This window comes from Agarivorans sp. QJM3NY_33 (assembly GCF_050870865.2).
Classification (GTDB): Bacteria; Pseudomonadota; Gammaproteobacteria; order Enterobacterales; family Celerinatantimonadaceae; genus Agarivorans.
Genome location: NZ_CP194039.2, coordinates 2,062,970 through 2,078,508, shown reverse-complemented (window position 1 = coordinate 2,078,508; position 15,539 = coordinate 2,062,970). Strand labels below are relative to the sequence as shown.

Annotated in this window: 13 protein-coding genes; 3 read left to right on the top strand and 10 right to left on the bottom strand. The window is 44.2% G+C overall.

Annotation, left to right across the window (positions count from 1 at the left end; translation table 11 throughout):
- Positions 1-11: 11 nt before the first annotated feature.
- The 9 genes from ACRRSY_RS09470 to fabB form a co-directional block, all read right to left on the bottom strand.
- The gene (locus ACRRSY_RS09470) at positions 12-503 is read right to left on the bottom strand and encodes a CvpA family protein (protein ID WP_432453458.1); all 492 of its coding nucleotides are present in this window, start codon (positions 501-503) and stop codon (positions 12-14) included.
- A gap of 76 nt (positions 504-579) precedes the next feature.
- Positions 580-1,113: an SPOR domain-containing protein gene (locus tag ACRRSY_RS09465; RefSeq protein WP_432453459.1), complete on the bottom strand. Its 534-nt coding sequence runs from the start codon at positions 1,111-1,113 to the stop codon at positions 580-582.
- Between the two features lie 13 nt (positions 1,114-1,126).
- Entirely contained in the window at positions 1,127-2,389 is a 1,263-nt protein-coding gene (gene folC / locus ACRRSY_RS09460) for a bifunctional tetrahydrofolate synthase/dihydrofolate synthase (protein ID WP_432453460.1), read from the bottom strand.
- Position 2,390: 1 nt separating this feature from the next.
- Positions 2,391-3,329 (bottom strand): acetyl-CoA carboxylase, carboxyltransferase subunit beta, encoded by a 939-nt coding sequence (gene accD, locus ACRRSY_RS09455; protein WP_432463051.1) that lies wholly within the window; start codon positions 3,327-3,329, stop codon positions 2,391-2,393.
- A 131-nt stretch (positions 3,330-3,460) separates the two neighbouring features.
- Entirely contained in the window at positions 3,461-4,249 is a 789-nt protein-coding gene (gene truA / locus ACRRSY_RS09450) for a tRNA pseudouridine(38-40) synthase TruA (protein ID WP_432453462.1), read from the bottom strand.
- A gap of 170 nt (positions 4,250-4,419) precedes the next feature.
- On the bottom strand, positions 4,420-6,687 hold the full coding sequence (locus ACRRSY_RS09445) for a FimV/HubP family polar landmark protein (RefSeq protein ID WP_432453463.1): 2,268 nt from the start codon (positions 6,685-6,687) through the stop codon (positions 4,420-4,422).
- Between the two features lie 184 nt (positions 6,688-6,871).
- Positions 6,872-7,882, bottom strand: a complete 1,011-nt coding sequence (locus tag ACRRSY_RS09440; RefSeq protein ID WP_432453464.1) for an Asd/ArgC dimerization domain-containing protein — start codon at positions 7,880-7,882, stop codon at positions 6,872-6,874.
- A gap of 12 nt (positions 7,883-7,894) precedes the next feature.
- Entirely contained in the window at positions 7,895-9,007 is a 1,113-nt protein-coding gene (locus ACRRSY_RS09435; RefSeq protein WP_432453465.1) for a 4-phosphoerythronate dehydrogenase, read from the bottom strand.
- Between the two features lie 176 nt (positions 9,008-9,183).
- Entirely contained in the window at positions 9,184-10,401 is a 1,218-nt protein-coding gene (fabB, locus tag ACRRSY_RS09430; RefSeq protein ID WP_432463050.1) for a beta-ketoacyl-ACP synthase I, read from the bottom strand.
- Between the two features lie 114 nt (positions 10,402-10,515).
- Here fabB and mnmC point away from each other — a divergent pair, with 114 nt between their 5' ends.
- Positions 10,516-12,543, top strand: a complete 2,028-nt coding sequence (gene mnmC / locus ACRRSY_RS09425; protein WP_432463049.1) for a bifunctional tRNA (5-methylaminomethyl-2-thiouridine)(34)-methyltransferase MnmD/FAD-dependent 5-carboxymethylaminomethyl-2-thiouridine(34) oxidoreductase MnmC — start codon at positions 10,516-10,518, stop codon at positions 12,541-12,543.
- Here the strand turns inward: mnmC and ACRRSY_RS09420 are convergent.
- The gene (locus tag ACRRSY_RS09420; RefSeq protein WP_432453468.1) at positions 12,529-13,101 is read right to left on the bottom strand and encodes a DUF922 domain-containing protein; all 573 of its coding nucleotides are present in this window, start codon (positions 13,099-13,101) and stop codon (positions 12,529-12,531) included. The genes mnmC and ACRRSY_RS09420 overlap by 15 nt on opposite strands.
- Positions 13,102-13,388: 287 nt before the next feature.
- Here ACRRSY_RS09420 and ACRRSY_RS09415 point away from each other — a divergent pair, with 287 nt between their 5' ends.
- Together ACRRSY_RS09415 and ACRRSY_RS09410 are read left to right on the top strand one after the other, a co-directional pair.
- Positions 13,389-14,450 carry a response regulator gene (locus tag ACRRSY_RS09415; protein ID WP_432453469.1) on the top strand — a complete coding sequence of 354 codons (1,062 nt, stop codon included), beginning with the start codon at positions 13,389-13,391 and terminating at the stop codon, positions 14,448-14,450.
- Positions 14,431-15,393, top strand: a complete 963-nt coding sequence (locus tag ACRRSY_RS09410; protein WP_432453470.1) for a diguanylate cyclase — start codon at positions 14,431-14,433, stop codon at positions 15,391-15,393. The genes ACRRSY_RS09415 and ACRRSY_RS09410 overlap by 20 nt, the downstream gene beginning before the upstream one ends.
- Positions 15,394-15,539 lie beyond the last annotated feature (146 nt).

Here is a 15,539-nt window from a genome sequence, read left to right as displayed (position 1 = left end):
GCTTTTCCTTATTAAGATTGGTAGTTATGCAAAAAACTAGAAGAATCTTTTAAAAATTCAAAAAACCATTGAACAATCACGGTGAACTCAGGGATCAATATTGAGCCCTTCCACCAAAGTGATTCTGGAAATCCGGTAAACGACAACACAAAGAGCAAAGCGCTTACCACCAAAACACCGCGAATTGCACCAAAACAAATACCCAAGACCCTATCGGTCCCAGTTAGTCCGGTGGAAGTGACGAGATGACTGAATAAGTAATTCACTAATGCGCCAAGCACTAAGGTGGCCACGAATAGCAAAACAATGGCTAAACCACTGCGATAATAGGGGTTTTCGATAAGCGTGAAATAACTAGATAAATCATGATAAAACTGACTGGCGATAAAAAACGCAGCGACCCAAGAAACTAAGGAAAGCGCTTCCTTGATAAAGCCACGAACCAAGCTGATTAATGCTGATAATACTATTACGCCAAGAATGACGTAGTCTACCCAAGTCATAAATTTTCTACTTGTTGAAAAACGCTGCGAATTCTACCAGAAACAAAAACAAATGCGTCTATGTATTTTTTTATCTTCATTTAAATAAAGGGTCAAACTGGCGAATTGAACCACTCAAGCCCGTCAGCTCTTTCAATTTTTTTTGTTGCTGCGCCAAGGTCGGTTTCGACACGTTGGGTCCAACAAATACCCGATTCAACTCCCCTTCAACCGCTGGCTCCGGGAAAGAATGAGCCTGAAAACCTGCATCGCGTAACTTAGTCACTAAACGCAGCACGTTTTGGGCATTCTTAAAAGTACCTAGCTGAACAATATAGGCTGGTTTTTCAAATTTAACCTTAGGGACAACTTCACTAACAGAAGGTTTATCTGTGACTTGTTGTTCCCTAGATTTAGCCTCTATCTGGTCAGACGATTCGACTAAGGTTTGCTCATTCTCGAGTTCAATAAGCAACGGCGGCAAAGAGTTTACGGTCGGCGCAAAGGGGATCGCATTAAACTCTTCCTCTACCCTCGTTTTTTTCCCATCAAGAATATCAGGAATTATGATCACCCCCAAAGCTACCAAAATAATGGTGCCCACGAGGCGATTCTTAAACTGTGCAGTCAAAATAGACTCTCTGCTAAGTAGGGGCTGAAGAGAATTCTAATACCTCTGCAACCGTAAAAAAAGAACCAAATACAATTAACATTGAGTGTTCATCCAAACTGCGCCGAGCAGACTGGTAAGCTTCGGTCAGCGATGTAAAGCGCTGCTGCTTAATTGGAGGCGCTAAGCATGCTGCCAAACTCGTACCATCATCGCCTCGAGCACCTTCCAGACCACTGATATACCAGCATTCAACCAAACTTAACAAAGGTGCTACCGATGCAGCAATATCCTTATCAGAAAGCATCGCGCATAAAGCGAACACCTTACGACCCTGCGCCAATTTAGGTAACTGTGATGCTAAATAAGTGGCCGACTGGGGATTATGGGCGACATCTGCAACAATCAGAGGCTGTTGCGAAATCGTTTGTAAACGCCCCGCTAAACGCCACTCACTAATCGCCTGCTGAATAAGCAAGGGGTCGATATTTAAGCCCAGCTGTTCAAGAACTGCCAACACCGTCGCCGCATTGCTTAAAGGTAGCAATGGATAAGGTAGCTCCTGATAACAAAGTGTCTCTCCTTGATAACTCCAACTATTAGCGGACTTCACGACATGATATTCTCGACCCGCAGCCAACTGCTGGCAGTTGAGCGATTCAGAACATTGCAATACACTACTGACGATATCTTCATCACCGATCACCACCTTCCCTTTTGGGCGGAAGATCCCAGCCTTTTCTCGACCAATTTGGGCTAAATCATCACCTAGCCAATCAATATGATCCATTGCCACTGTGGTTACAACACTCACATCGGGCTCAACAATATTCGTCGCATCTAAACGCCCTCCCAATCCAACCTCTAGGATCAAATAATCGAGTTGAGACTGAGCCAATAACCACACTGCGGCCAAGGTACCAAATTCAAAATAACTTAAACTAGTATCACCTCGTAACTGCTCAATGGCAGCGAAGGAGCGACAAAATACTTCGGCCTCGGGTGAGTTGCCATTAATTCGAACCCGTTCTCGATAATCAATAATATGTGGAGAACTATAAACCCCAACTCGAAAACCCTGAGACAACAATATTTGTTCTAACAACGCACAACTGGAGCCTTTCCCATTCGTCCCCGCAACTGTGATAACCGTCGCATTGACGTGACACAAACCACCCTGTTTAGCGACTTTTTCAACTCGCTCCAAGCCCAAGTCAATGGCACTATGGTGCTGATTTTCCAAATAACAAAGCCAGTCTGCAAGAGACCGGCTTGATGGTTCAGTTGTAACTGGCATATTAATCTTTTTCGTTGGCCGGTTCGGCAAACACGGCGTCTTCATTGGCTTCGATGGTGTCGATGACCACTTCAACAGCCACCTCATTTTCTACGATCCCCATCATTTTAGAAGCCATGCTCGCGATTCGGTCCCGCATATTCCGCCGATCAATAATAATATCGATGGCTCCTTTCTCGAGCAGGAACTCACTGCGTTGGAAACCTTCGGGTAATTTTTCTCGAACAGTTTGTTCAATCACTCGAGGCCCAGCGAAGCCAATTAAGGCTTTAGGCTCAGCAATGTTAATATCACCTAACATCGCAAAACTTGCTGAGACGCCGCCCATGGTAGGGTCGGTGAGCACCGAAAAATAAGGTAAACCTTGTTCTCTCATTTTTGCTAAGGCAGCTGCAGTTTTTGCCATTTGCATCAGCGAAAACAACGCTTCTTGCATCCTAGCGCCACCGCTTGCTGAAAAGCAAATTAAAGCGCGGTTTTCCGCTAAACATTTATCTACCGCGACAACAAAGCGAGCGCCCACCACAGACCCCATAGAACCGCCCATAAATGCAAATTCAAATGCACAGGCCACGACCGGTAAACCTTTGAGTTCACCCTTGATAACCACCAAAGCATCCGTTTCATCAGTATTACGCTGTGCGGCAACTAAGCGGTCTTTATACTTTTTGCTATCTCTAAACTTTAATTTATCACGCGGCTCTAAATCAGCCGCTAATTCTTCGCGACCATCTTTATCTAAGAATGCGTCTAGACGCTCACGCGCTCCAATCCGCATGTGATGATCACATTTAGGGCATACATTATGGTTACGTTCAACCTCTGCACGGTACAAAGTTTGCTCACATGAAGCACACTTTGTCCATACACCTTCTGGTATGTTACGTCGCTTACCAGAAGCACTTTTACTCTTAGGAAGAATTTTCTCTAACCAACTCATCGGGAACCTTACTTCTCAATAGGCGCTAAACGCCGAAAATACAGAATGCATCGAATGGCCGCAATTAAACCACAATTAGCCACAATGTTTTACTTAAAACTGGTCTAACCCTTCATCACGTTACATTTTTTTTAACTTGCTGGCAAAAACAACGGCCCCATTGCTTGTTCCGGTAAATTAAATTGCTGCGGATAATCAACCTTTACCAGGTATAGGCCCGCAGCTTTCGCGGTTGCAGCAGCTTGTGCTCGATCCTTCAGGGCCAACAATTCAGCGATCCATTCAATGGGACGTTCTTTTTGCCCGACTTTGAGTAAGCTACCCACGATATTGCGCACCATATGATGCACAAAGGCATTCGCTTTAATGTCTACGACAACATAATCGTTATACCGGGTCACCTTCAAGTGCTCCAAGCGACGACAGGGGCTACGACTTTGACATTGTAGCGCACGAAATGAAGTAAAGTCTTGCTCACCCAATAATGCTTGTCCAGCCTGCTCCATTAATTCTACATCTAAAGGATGATGGTAGAAACTCAACCCTTGGGACAACACCGCAGGGCGATAACGACTATTATAAATAACATACCGATAACGCCTAGCCGTTGCGCTAAAGCGAGCATGAAATTCATCACTCACAGGCTGGGCCCAACGTACCGCAATATTTTTAGGTAAATTGGCATTAACACCTAGGGTCCATGCAGCCATCTTTCGCTCAACAGGCGAATCAAAGTGAACCACCTGCCCCGTGGCATGCACGCCAGCATCGGTACGTCCTGCACACTGTACTCCAATACTCGTATTTGCCACGACCGATAAGCTGGCTTCCAATTCTTGTTGAATTGATTTTACTTCTCGTTGGCGCTGCCAACCAAAATAACCGGCACCATCATATTCGATGCCCAGAGCAATGCGCATAATTTTCCACTAGTAATAACTTTAGCCGCATATAATAAAAAAATGACTGAATAAAGTCACCGCTTATTCAACGTTAAGGGGGATAGCGACAATATGCTGTAAATATCGAGCCGGACGGGTCGGAACAGAATTGAACCAACAATGGTATAAAACCATTGTTGGTCTTAATGCTAACTAAAACGAGCGAGTAAGTCTTCGGCTTCCTTTTTTAGTGACTGATCATCACTGACCATGACTTCCTGTAAAATCTTTTTCGCACCATCTTGATCATCAATTTCTAAATAGGCTCTCGCCAAATCTAACTTCGAAGCAAGTTCTGCATTAATATCAACATCAGTCTTATCATCCTGCGGTAAGACGTCTGGGAAAGAGTCTAATTCCAGATCTAAACTTGGCTTATCGTAGGGATCATTATCATCACCCTCCTGCTCATCGGCATCATTTAGCAACATGTCGATATCCACAAACTCGCGTGCTTCGATTTCGCTACGGGAGGGAAGCTCACTATCCGTTGGTTCCGCATCTTGCTTAAAGATATCTTCACCAAAATCAGCAAACATCCCATCGATATCGTCATCAGCATCCATAGCCTGCTCAGGCTCAGCTGAAACCTCTGACACCGCAGCAATGTCAACGACGTTGTTCTCAAGCTCTAAGTTAGCTAAATCGACGTCTAATGGCGCTTCTGGTTGGCTTGCTTCAGCAAACTGGTTACTATCGTTCTCATCTTCGATAGTCGGATCTGCTAATTCTATATCTGCCAAGCCGACTTGATCATCATCTAAATCAAAGTCGACCAACTCAGATTCCAGCTCTGTAGCGAGCGGCGTTTCAGTTTCAGTTTCAGTTTCAGTTTCAAACTCATCTTCCGATCCAACTTCAGCTTCCGGAGACTCTTCCTGAATTTCAGGCGCTGCAGTGCTCGCCTGCTCGGTTAGCTCGTCATTAACCAAGTCTTCTGATAAATCAATATTATCGAGGTCTATTTTATCTTGATCGCTAACCTCTGAAAGTTCCGCCTCCATTGCTTGCTGCTGCTTTAACGCATCTTCAAAAGATATCTCTTCAGATTCATCGAGTGGCTCGCTTTTGGCAACATCAAATAGATCTTCATCATCGTCCAAAGCTAAAGCCGCGGCTAAATCATCGGCACTAATGATCGAATCGGCGTCCTCCTCTGGCTCTGATGTATTTAGCGGGGCATCAGTATCATCAGGCACCAAATCATCCATCTCAAAATCATCTAAAGCTGACATTTCGCTTTCATCAAGCGCTATCTCATCTTCTAAATTCTGCTGAGTGGATGCAAAATCTTCAAAACTAGCTTCCTCTGTTTCTGGCTCTAAATCATCCGAGTCTTCGTCGGCGACCAATGTTGCGTCTTCAACACTTAAATCGGGTTCTTCAGCAAAGTCACTCGCAAATTCATCTGAGGATTCATCTTCAGGATCTAGATTTTCACTAAATAACTTAGAAAATTCATCTTCTTCATCCATTAACGAAATCGTCGACTCAGCCATTTCCTTATCTTGCTCTTCCAACTCTCGTTTAGCCTTACGCCGAAGCACTAAGGTGATCACTAAAGCAATGAGCAAAATAGGGATAAAGACAACTAAGCCAATATTCAGCGGCGAGGAGAAAAACTCAGACATCCAGGAGGTTTCCGGTTGGTTCTCGAGAACATCAACTTTGGGCTTTTCTAATAATTGTAATATTTGCGTCTGATTCTTACGGTTTTCATTTAATTCTTCACGGATACCAGCCAATTCATCGCTTAACTCTTGGATGCGCATCTTCATCCGATGATTGACTTCAGCCAAACCCATCATTTGTTGGCTAGACTCATCCATTTGCTGTTTTAATACATCAAATTCTTGACGTTTCAGTTGTTCTAACTCGTCGATACGAGTTTCTAACTTGTCACGCAAGGAATCTAAATTGTGCTCTGTTTGCTCTAAAGCCGCTGCATTAACCTTTACTGACTCGGCCATTACAGGTTTTTCAACCGCTGAACTAGCTGTAGGATTGGTAACAACAGTCTTTTTGACAGGTTTCGGTTTAGGTTTTGGCGCTAATGCATTCACCGCCATTTGATGGTTAACAGACTCCACCTCTGCCGCAACAGGCAAGGTTAAGAAGCTACCATTAATAATCGAATCTATATTACCGTTATTGAAGGCTTGTGGGTTTTTTTTCAAGATCGCGTACATCATCTGATATACGCTGACTGAGCGGGAGGGCCGGTTTAGGCTGGCAATCGCCCATAAGGTATCGTTGCTGCGTACTGGGCCATAAATTTGCGGCTCAGGCTCTCCAACGACTTCGTCGGGGCCAACTAACTCGACATAAAAGGTTCCATTGTCTTCGGCAATGGCAGGTCTTAATACCATCAGTGATAAAACGGCTGACAATGCAACGAGGGAAATCTTCCGCCCCATAGTATTTCCTTGTGTTCATCCTTTAGACTGAATAACTCAATCCTTGTTATCTCTTTAATATAACCAGCTAACAAAAGCTGATCTAGCTAAACAGCTAACAGTTTACGCCTAGATCCCATTTTACTGCGCTTTTCCTCAACTAGAGTTATCGGCGCAGTGTCAATAATCTAAACCGCTTACTCAATTAAATATATTGTTTTATCAAGGTTTCGCCGATCTGCGCAGCATTCTTCACCACCCCCGCTAATGGATTATTAGCCATCAAGCAAAGATTCAAGCCACGTTCATCACTCAAATTCTGCCTTAAACGGCTAATCGAGATGGTATCGCTATTCGCAATATTGCTAACGGGGGTCACCAATTCGTTTTCTATCAATTCAAAAGCGGAGTGTTGCTCCAAGTATTCACAAATAGTCAGTCTATCTAAAGCATAAGTCGCATATAGATGCACAGACAAGCTATCACCATAAAATACTGGAACATGCATAGCACTAACATTGATACTTAATTCAGGGGCTTGCAACAGATAGCGACATTGCAAACTTAACTCAGCTTCAAACTCACTGCTCCCCTGTAGCAGCTCATTTCCCTGTTCAGGTAGCATATTAAAGGCTAATTGCTGAGGGAAAAGCTTGGCTTCTACAGGAAGACCATTTAACAAACGCGCTGTTTGTCCCGCTAACTCATCAACCCCCGCTTTGCCTTTGTTGGCCGCACTAAGCAGCGCGTTCACTTCGACCCGCTCAAGCTCGACATCTTGCTGAATGATATGCAACAACAAAGACAGCTGTCCGGCCAAACTAGAAGGACAAGACAACCAACGCTCGGTGACCCCCTCAGCAATATGTTCGGGGTTAAGGTCTGCATGAACCCAAGTCGCAGTTTCAGGTTTCGCGTCAACCATATCAATCACGATACAACCCAACTGACAGGCTTGTTCAGCCAGATCGAGAGCGGATTCCTGATTAGACATTAACCAAGCAATACTCAATTCTGACCAATTCACTAATTGCGGATCAGCCGCATCTATTGACTGCCCTTGCCACTTTAACTGGCGATCTTCTTCGACTTCAGCTTCTACATTGATGGGAAAAAGCTGCGCCAGAGGAAACTCACGTTGTTCAAGCTCACTCAACAAATGTTGGCTTAACTCACTTTCGGCGCCAATAATGGCGACATTATGAAACTGTTGCATCTATTTTTTCTCTTAACGATTAAAACCAAGTTGAGCTAACTCAGCTTGCTTCTCTTGATTAACCACCCGCAATACACTAAATTCGCGGCGCTGCGGGTAATGTTTTCTTAATTGGTCAAAGCCTTCTGGGCTTAAACCATGACTTCGAAAGCGTCGATCGTCGGCAAAAATATCGTACACCAACTGACTCAGTTTGGTCAGTTGTGCCTCACTAGATAATGCCGCAACACGGATCTCATTAAACTCGGCCAACGGCAATAGCTGGTCACTAATATCATTCACCTTTAAGCCTAAAGCTTGACACATGGCCTGATAAACCATACTAGTACCACGCATTTTTCCTTCAAGGCTATAGCCAGCAATATGTGGTGTCGCGATAAATGCATGCTTAACCAAAGGAGTCAGCACCGCTGGTTCTCCTTCCCAAACATCTAAAATAAGTAATGGTGCCAATTGCTGCTCGGCCAAAGCTAATAACGCTTGGTTATCGATGACTTCTCCACGACAAGCATTGACTAAAATTTGCCGAGGCTGCAGCTGACTTAACACCGTTTGATTAAACAAATGGTAGCTTGGATATTCGCCAGTTTTAGTCGAAGGTACGTGTAAGCTAATGATATCTGCAGCGAGCACTTGTTCAAAGCTTACCGAGTGACTTAGCTGTCCCAGGTCGGCCAGAGGTGGATCATACAACAACACTTGCATGCCAACTGCAGCTGCACATTTAGCGACTTGGCTCCCGGTATTACCTGCGCCAACAATCGCTATCGTTTGACCTTGTAAAGGCTGCTGACGAAAATCAGCCGCAGCCAGCAAAGCAGTAATAACATATTCACCAACCGCAACGGCATTACAGCCCGGCGCGCTAGCAAAGGCAATCCCTTGCTGCGCCAAATAGCATTGATCGACATGTTCGGTACCAATGGTTGCGGTGCCAACAAACTTCAGATTTTGCGCCTGCGCAAGCAATTTTCGATTTACTTGGGTTACCGAGCGCACCAGCAGCGCATCCGCATCAAGCAACTGCTCAGCCCGCATCGTCCGTCCATCGACTGGCACAACTTTGCCATGTTGACTTAATATTTGCTGGGCGAAGGGGATATTTTCATCTACAACTATTTTCATTTCGCGTTCAACTGCAATCCACGATTTTCAATAGCAGCAATATAACACAAGCGAGAGTTCGGTGAACTTTAAGCTTGCAGATACACGGCGTTATTTTTTAGTGAAAAATACCAGTTCAGAGATCTAAAAAACAAAAAAGCCGCCTGCTGGCGGCTCATTCACCTAGCACTAGGTTTTTAGTCTTGAAAGCGTTCCATCACTAAAGTGGCATTTGTGCCACCAAAACCAAAACTGTTCGACATCACACGATTTAATTTGGCCGGTTGAGCTTGATTGACCACAATATTCAGTCCTTCGGCTTGATCGTCCAAGGTATTGATGTTGATGCTCGGTGCAACAAAGTCATTTTCCATCATCAATAAAGAATATATTGCTTCATGTACACCTGCGGCCCCTAGCGCATGACCCGTCATCGCTTTAGTTGCACTAATCAGAGGGCTATTACCAGCAAACACTTCCTGAATCGCCCCTAACTCTTTTACATCACCGACAGGAGTAGAGGTACCATGAGTATTCACATAATCAATATCACCCGTCAGATTCTGCATGGCTTGACGCATACAGCGTACTGCGCCCTCGCCCGAAGGCGCAACCATGTCATAACCATCAGAAGTTGCGCCATAACCGACGATTTCAGCGTAAATTTTAGCGCCCCGAGCCAGTGCATGTTCAAGCTCTTCAACCACCACCATACCGCCACCACCTGAAATTACAAAACCATCACGGTCTGTATCATAGGTACGAGAAGCAAGTTCTGGTGTCTCATTAAACTTGGTTGATAAAGCGCCCATGGCGTCAAATTCCATAGCCAGGCTCCAATGCAACTCTTCCCCACCGCCCGCAAATACCACGTCTTGCTTACCTAATTGAATTAACTCAAGAGCATGACCGATACAGTGTGCACTGGTTGCACAAGCACTACTAATTGAATAGTTCACACCTTTTATTTTAAAAGGTGTTGCTAAACAGGCTGAGGTGGTGCTCGACATCGTTCTCGGCACCATGTAGGGGCCGATACGACGAACACCTTTAGTCCGTAAGATATCGGCAGCTTCAGTTTGGTTTTTCGAAGACGCACCACCGGAACCCACCACTAAACCGGTGCGCTCGTTAGATACATGAGCTTCGCCTAAACCCGCATCGGCTATCGCCTGCTCCATAGACATATATGAAAACGCAGCAGCATCGCCCATAAAACGCATGACCTTACGATCAATATGCTCCGCAGGATTAATTTTTAAATCACCCCATACTTGGCTACGCAACTTCATTTCTTCAAATTCAGCTGAATGAGTAATGCCTGACTTACCAGCCTGCAATGATGCTAATACTTCTTCTTTATTGTTACCGATACTAGATATAATACCTAGCCCGGTGATAACTGCTCTTTTCATCAGATGGTCTCACGGATTGTATTTGCTGCTATGTTACCCATTTTGCAGCTTAATCTGGTCGGATGAGAGTACACGTGTACGCTTAAACTTTCTAGTAAAAATCGAGGTTAAATTTTGTCTTCGACAAATAATGAGAACAACAGCACCATTGCAACCATCCATTGGAGTCCCGAAGGCACACCAGTGGCGACCGACTACGACGATGTCTATTTCTCTATCGATAATGGATTAGCCGAAAGTCGTTATGTATTTATTGAACAAAATCAACTTACTGAACGTTGGCTTAACCACAATAAAACCAGCTATGTCATTGCCGAGACCGGGTTTGGAACTGGCCTTAATTTTCTAGCCACCTGGCAACACTACCAACAATTTTTAGTTCAGCAGCCATCAACGGCTGTCAAACGACTGCATTTTATTAGCTTTGAAAAACATCCTTTAGCAGTAAAAGATCTAAGCCAAGCCTTAGCTCAGTGGCCCGAATTAAATGAATTTGCCAGCCAGCTAGTGAAATATTATCCAGAGATTATGACACCAGGATGTCATCGCATAAATTTTAGCCACCCGGTTGCGATCACCTTAGATATTTGGGTCGGCGATGTGCATCAGCACCTTCCCGAAATACCGTGCCCCGACGAAGGTTTAGTTCATAGCTGGTTTCTCGACGGCTTCGCTCCCAGTAAAAATCCCGACATGTGGTCGCAGGATTTATTTAATGGTATGGCAAAATTGTCCGTTCCTGAAGCTAACTTCGCCACCTTCACCGCCGCAGGTTTTGTCAGACGAGGCTTAATCAGTGCAGGCTTTGAGGCAAGAAAAACCAAAGGCTATGGTCGAAAACGAGAAATGCTAATCGGCCAATATCAGGCAGCTCAAGAGCTGCCTAGCCTAGCGCAAGGTTTATATCATCGTAAAGGCATCCAGGCAAAGGACGATGTTGCGATTATCGGAGCTGGCATTGCAGGTGCCAGCCTCGCCTATGCGCTAGTTAAGCGGGGCATCAAAGTCACCATTTACGAACAAGCGACACAAGCTGCAGCCGAAGCGTCGGGGAATCGACAAGGTGCGGTTTACCCCCTGCTCAGTCCTAATCAGCCACATGTGAGTGACTTTTTTCAACACGCCTTCAACTACCAACGGCAAATCATTGCCCAGTTAACACAACAGAACTTGAGTATCGAACATCAGTATTGTGGGCTACTGCAATTAAGCCACGATAGTAAATCAGCCAAAAAAAATCAAAATATTGTGCAAGCAGGTTATCCTAAGGAGCTGGTCGATATAGTTTCTGCCGAACTAGCGAGTGAATTGGCGGGCTTAAAATTATCCAGTGAAGCCTTATATTATCCTAAAGCTGGCTGGATCAATGCCAAGCAATGTGTTGAGGCGCTATTAATTGCGGCACAAAATAGCGGTCTACTAAATATTCAATATCAGCATCAGCTTAAAAAACTCGATATTGCAGAGCAAGGCGTTCAACTGCACTTCGAAAACGCCACTATTGAGCATGACAATCTAGTTTTTTGCAATGCGCACCAATTGTTAGCGTTAGAGCAAGGCCGTCAATTACCACTCACTCCAGTGCGTGGCCAAGTGAGCCATATTCAGAGCAGCCCGCAGCTTTCTAAACTAAAGAAAATCTTATGTTATGAGGGTTACCTCACGCCAGCCAATCATCAACAACACTGCATTGGCGCGAGCTATAAAAGAAACAACTTAGAGACCCAGCTCAATGAGCAAGAAGGCCAAGAGAACTTACAGTCGTTGCGCGATTGCCAAGCCCAAAGTTGGAATACACAACTTGAATTTGCGGACCTAAAAGGCCGAGCCGCGATACGCTGTGTAGTGCGAGACCACTTCCCGCTATTAGGACAATTACCAGATCTAGAACGGATCTATCACCCCGACTATTTACTGAACTGGCAGAAGCAAAGTCCTCCCGCCTATCCTCGCTGTTTTGTTGCCACAGGCTTTGGTTCACGTGGTATTTGTAGTGCGCCTTTTGCTGGTGAATTGTTAGCTGCTCAGCTTTGTGAAGAACCGATCCCTGTGAAGCTATCCACCTTAAATAATCTGCATCCACACCGATTTTGGAATCGACGCCTACTTAAAAATCGCCCCTTAGAATTAAGGTATCGTTAAACCTAATGATTCACCATAGGCAGTTTGACGTTGGTAGGTTCGGATTTTTTGCCGCGCATTCGCTAAAGCAGCTCGCCCTTTAGCATTGATAAGCGCTTCTAGTTGTTGGCAACCAGCAGCCGACAAGCCTTTGGTTTGTTGAACAAAACGTTCTGCACTTTGTTCAATGAGCCAAGCAATTTTTTGATGATATTGCTGGGCCGCAGCAATATAGCTTATCCATGATTGTTGAGTCGCAAAGTCAGCTTTACTTTGGCTTATCCAGCGCGGCATAATTAACTCGGCGCGTAACAATAGTTCGGGACTTAAAGACTCACAACGCGCGTTTCTACGCGCAACTTTCGGAGTCCAATTAAACAAATATTGTCCAGAAATACTATAATGATGCCCTCTTTTCAGCGGGCCTTCAGACATGAGTTGAGCGCGAAGTTGCTTTAAATCCCCCGCATTAACATCATAATATTCGATCTCGCTTTGTACCGACGCAGCATGGACTACTGGAGAAAATAATATAAAAACCAATAGGATAACTCTACCATTCCATTTCGCTCGTCTCACATTTGGTCCTCTAGATAATCGATTATCGGCACGAAATCGAGATTTAAGTCATTGGACATATTAAATACTTGAGCTTTCAGCATATCAGCTGTTTTAGTTAAGCATAAAACTTTAACGAATAATCAAATACTTCTCGACTAAACTTATCTTTAGATATAAAACCAAGGCTGTTTTTGTGAAGAACGTCAAAGCGCAGCCCCTCAATGTAAACTTTTACCGCTTCCGCCTTAGCAAACAAGGCATTTCGTCTCATACTGTAAAAAGACAAGGAGAGTTGATAATATATTATGTCGTTACCTATTTTAATCTGCGATGATTCCAATCTCGCTAGAAAACAAATGGCACGTAGTCTACCGCCAGGCTGGGATGTCGAGATCAGCTTTGCCACAAATGGACAAGAAGGCTTAGACTTAATTCGCCAAGGAAAAGGCGATGTGGTGTTTCTCGACCTAAACATGCCAATCATGGATGGCTACGAAGTACTACAGCAAGTTCAAAGCAATGATTTACCAGCACTGATCATTGTAGTCTCTGGAGATATTCAGCCAGAAGCCTACTCTCGCGTAAAACAACTCGGCGCCTTAGATTTTATAAAAAAACCGACAAACAAAGCCAAAATTGACGAAATACTATTGGCTTATGGCATCGTTGAGTCCCAGCAATTACTCGAGTTAGAGAGCGATTTAGCGGCTTTAGACCAAATGCCCGCGCCTGCAAAAGACACTTTGTCACCCAAAATCGTTGATTATCGAGACCATTATCAGGAAATAGCCAACGTTGCCATGGGCAGAGCCGCTGATTTACTCGCTCGCTTGCTCGATACATTTATTGTATTACCCATCCCCAATGTCAACATTTTGGAAACCAGTGAACTACATATGGCACTGAGCTCGGTTGAAGAAAATGAACAAATGTCAGCTGTATGCCAAGGTTTCATTGGTGCAGGTATTGCCGGAGAGGCGTTACTGCTATTTCATGATTCAAGCTTCACCGATATGTCTAAATTAATGAAATATAAAGGACAACTTGACGATAACGGTCAACTGGAAGTGCTGATGGACATCGCCAATATTCTGATTGGGGCATGTTTACAAGGCGTCTCTGATCAACTCGACCTTGGCTTTTCACAAGGACACCCCGTTGTATTAGGTCAACATTGTAATCTTAGTGAACTAATCGCAAACAATACCCATCGCTGGCAAAAAACTTTAGCTATTGAGATCAACTACACCATTGAAAAGCACAATATTCAATGTGACTTGTTACTGTTGATTACCGAAGATTCCTTGCCAACACTTAACAATAAAATCTCTTACTTATTTGATCATCATGAACCAACATCAAAATGAAATGAACGAGTTCCACTGGATGCTAGACATGATACAAACCATCGATGTCGGTTTGGTCGTACTAGACAAAGACTATAATGTTCAAATTTGGAACAATTTTATGGAGGCGCATAGTGGTCTTCGCGCCGACCAAGCCCAGCGCCAAAGCATATTTAGCTTATTTCCAGAGCTTCCCGAAGACTGGTTAAAACATAAGATCGATTCGGTATTTTTTTTAAAAAACCGCGCTTTCACAACCTGGGAGCAACGTCCTCATGTATTTCCATTTAAAAACTATCGGCCAATCACTGGTACGGTAGATTTTATGTATCAAAATATCACCATTATCCCGCTCACCTCTCTAACCGGCGTGGTAACTCATATTAGTTTAATTATTTATGATGTTACCGATAGCGCAGTCAACAGACTCGAAACCATAAAAGTAAACGAAAAACTTAAGGTGCTCAGTCGTACCGACAAGCTCACTCAACTTTACAATCGTGGCTACTGGCAAGATCGCTTGGAACAAGAATATGAGCGCTATGTCAGAACGGCTCAACCAACATCGCTGCTGATGTTTGATATTGACCATTTTAAACATATCAACGATAACTATGGCCACCCCACGGGAGACAAAATCCTCAGCTTACTTGGAGAGACATTACGCAACATTATGCGTAAAACCGATATTGCGGGGCGTTATGGCGGAGAAGAGTTTGCAATCATCCTCACCAATACTGACGCCAAACATGCTTTAGTTTTTGCTGAACGGTTACGTCTGGAAGTAGCTCAGATGAACCCGTTAGTTAAAGGTGTAGAAGTCCCCTTTACGATTAGTTTAGGCATCGCCCAACTAGACAAACAGACAGCGAGTGAGAAAGAATGGCTAAGCAATACCGACCAAGCCTTGTACCGAAGTAAAGATCAAGGCCGTAATCAAACCAGCGTCCATCAACCAGAGTAAAACAAATAAAAAAAGCAAAGCCAAGGCTTTGCTTTTTTAGCCATTCGACTCATTAAATTATCGACTTAAACCTAGTCATAGTGGACCTGAGCAAGCAAAATCAATCAGTAATGAGTTTAGTATAACGATAATCCTACCCAGACACT

Bases quoted from the DNA above. Each gene is read 5' to 3' on its own strand.
- ACRRSY_RS09470 (WP_432453458.1), bottom strand. From the start codon at position 503: ATGACTTGGGTAGACTACGTCATTCTTGGCGTAATAGTATTATCAGCA.
- folC (WP_432453460.1), bottom strand. From the start codon at position 2,389: ATGCCAGTTACAACTGAACCATCAAGCCGGTCTCTTGCAGACTGGCTT.
- accD (WP_432463051.1), bottom strand. From the start codon at position 3,329: ATGAGTTGGTTAGAGAAAATTCTTCCTAAGAGTAAAAGTGCTTCTGGT.
- truA (WP_432453462.1), bottom strand. From the start codon at position 4,249: ATGCGCATTGCTCTGGGCATCGAATATGATGGTGCCGGTTATTTTGGT.
- ACRRSY_RS09445 (WP_432453463.1), bottom strand. From the start codon at position 6,687: ATGGGGCGGAAGATTTCCCTCGTTGCATTGTCAGCCGTTTTATCACTG.
- ACRRSY_RS09440 (WP_432453464.1), bottom strand. From the start codon at position 7,882: ATGCAACAGTTTCATAATGTCGCCATTATTGGCGCCGAAAGTGAGTTA.
- ACRRSY_RS09435 (WP_432453465.1), bottom strand. From the start codon at position 9,007: ATGAAAATAGTTGTAGATGAAAATATCCCCTTCGCCCAGCAAATATTA.
- fabB (WP_432463050.1), bottom strand. From the start codon at position 10,401: ATGAAAAGAGCAGTTATCACCGGGCTAGGTATTATATCTAGTATCGGT.
- ACRRSY_RS09415 (WP_432453469.1), top strand. From the start codon at position 13,389: ATGTCGTTACCTATTTTAATCTGCGATGATTCCAATCTCGCTAGAAAA.
- ACRRSY_RS09410 (WP_432453470.1), top strand. From the start codon at position 14,431: ATGAACCAACATCAAAATGAAATGAACGAGTTCCACTGGATGCTAGAC.